Consider the following 2,377-nt stretch of genomic DNA (forward strand, 5'->3'; position numbering starts at 1 on the left):
TGCCATCATTGACACTGATCACAATCCCGGAAGTGGTGCCCACATCCGCATTAGTTGGCGTACCGTTTAACAAGCCCGTTGCGACATTAAAGCTAGCCCACGTCGGTTTGTTGGTAATGCTAAAGGTAAAGCTATCACCGCTGTCGTCATCGCTAACATTTGGGGTAAAGCTGTAAACACTGTCTTCATTGACTGAGGTGTTAGGACTGCCGGAGATCACCGGCGCATCATTGGTGTTGGCCACGCTAATACTAAACGCGGTTAAGGCGATGGTTACACTGCCATCGTTGACACTGATCACAATCCCAGAGGTCGTACCCACATCGGCATTGGTTGGCGTACCGCTTAACAAGCCCGTTGCGACATTAAAGCTAGCCCATGTCGGTTTGTTGCTAATGCTAAAGGTTAACGTATCGCCGCTATCGTTATCACTCACGCTTGGGGTAAAGCTGTAAACACTGTCTTCATTGACTGAGGTAACAGGACTGCCAGATATCACTGGTGCATCATTAAAATCATATACAACAGAATAACTGGTAGATGCAGTATTACTATTATTTAACGTATCAACCGCAACTGCTGCATCAACAGCAAGACTCACTGTCGATTGTGCAATAGGTGATACTGCAACGGTATACTGTTTGCCATCTACATTAGTAAATGCTGATAAATTAGCATTAGTCACTTGAATGTCATTAACGTCAAAACCAGTGACTAATTCACTAAAATCGATAGTAGCGGTAAACCCCACGGTTACGGTGCCGGAAGGCCCACTAATACTAACGCTTGGCAGTACATCATCGTAAGTCACATTTAAAGAATTAGAAGCATTATTGCCGTTTCCTGCACTGTCACTCGCCGCACTATCGACAACACTTAACCCTACGGCAGTTTCTCCTGTCGCACTAACGACAACAGAATATGTTTTGGCATCAATTGTCTGAAAATTAGATAAGCTGCCATTAACAACTGAAATATCGTTTATATCAAAACCTGATACATTCTCATCGAACACGATATTAACTGTAAAATCAGCAGTTTGATTTAACGAGGCAGTACTCAACACCACACTAGGCTTAAGTGTATCGACAACAAACACGCTCGAAGGTCCTGCTGAAGGAGCAAGGTTAGTACTATAACGAGCCGTACCCGCGACTAAACTTATACCTAATGAACCATTACCAACGATATTATCTAAACTCACCGTCACACTGCTGGTATCACCATTCAACACGGTAATATCCGCATTAGCGGTGCCCGTTGTATTAAGAGTCACTTCATTAGAGTTTAAATCGACTTGTTCAACATCAACATAATTAACGGTATACGTTACAGGGCCAGAATTAACCAACACGCTCGATGGGTTACTCAAAGTTAAACTCGGGGTAGCAACTATGGGAGTTGATTGATATTCAAACACTATATCAATCGCCGCTTTATTACCCACTGTGCCATCTAGAATATCAAAGGCAGCATCTGCACCTATTTGTAGAGTGACATCACCATTAGCCGTAGGCGTTACTTCAACGGTATAGCTTGAACCGGTTCCTGTAAAACCAGTTAAACTTGCATTAACGGCATTAATACCTGTCTCATCAAAACCAGTAACATCATCAGAAAAGTTAATCGACAGGGTAACGATAGATTCAGAGGTTGGGCTAGACACATCAATTGATGTAACAACCGTCAACTCATTAACATTCAAATTAGCAACAGCCGGGCTTATCGATGTATTGACTCCACCAATGGTCGCAGACAAATTACTGCTAACCGATAAATAATTATTAGCAACGACTGTACTGGGAATGTTTAAGGTGATCGTTAATGCACACTGATCACCATTTGCAACATCAACACCACTCACAACTAGAGTAGTACCTCCTGTACCAGAAGTTGCCGAACCTGCACCACAAAATGCATTTTGATTAGCTGATGCTATTGTTGTTCCCGATATAAAAGAACTAAAGCTTTGTGTAAAAAAAATACTCGTTGCATCCCCTGCACCGGATTCGTTCGTTAGCAAATAAATCACATCAACTTGAGTTCCGCCAGTGCCCACCCGTATGGCATTGTCAGAGAAAGATTGGCTAAATCGTAAACCACTGACAATAAGTGAAGCTACACCACCGGACTTGACTACGGCATTTGCAGCAACGACAGCTCCTACATCAGAGCTTGAAAACTGAAAGTTACTTCCAACCGTACCGGCTGGTAATTGAACTGGAACCGAAAACGAGCATGACTCTCCAGGCGTTAACATGCCGCTAGAAAAAGATAACGTTGATGTACCGCTTATCGTCGATCCTGTGCCACAAACATTTGATATAGGTAATCCTGTCGCCACTAAACCAGACAACCCAGCATCTAAGTCCAATGT

At 43.1% G+C, this 2,377-nt stretch carries 1 protein-coding gene; it reads right to left on the reverse strand.

Annotated features, from left to right (window positions below):
- Window positions 1-2,260: beta strand repeat-containing protein (locus H5202_RS17210; RefSeq protein WP_220493922.1), on the reverse strand; the 2,260-nt coding region annotated here is incomplete at its 3' end.
- Between the last annotated feature and the right edge of the window lie 117 nt (window positions 2,261-2,377).

Origin of the sequence: Shewanella sp. SG41-4 (assembly GCF_014164505.1) — a bacterium.
Classification (GTDB): Bacteria; Pseudomonadota; Gammaproteobacteria; order Enterobacterales; family Shewanellaceae; genus Shewanella.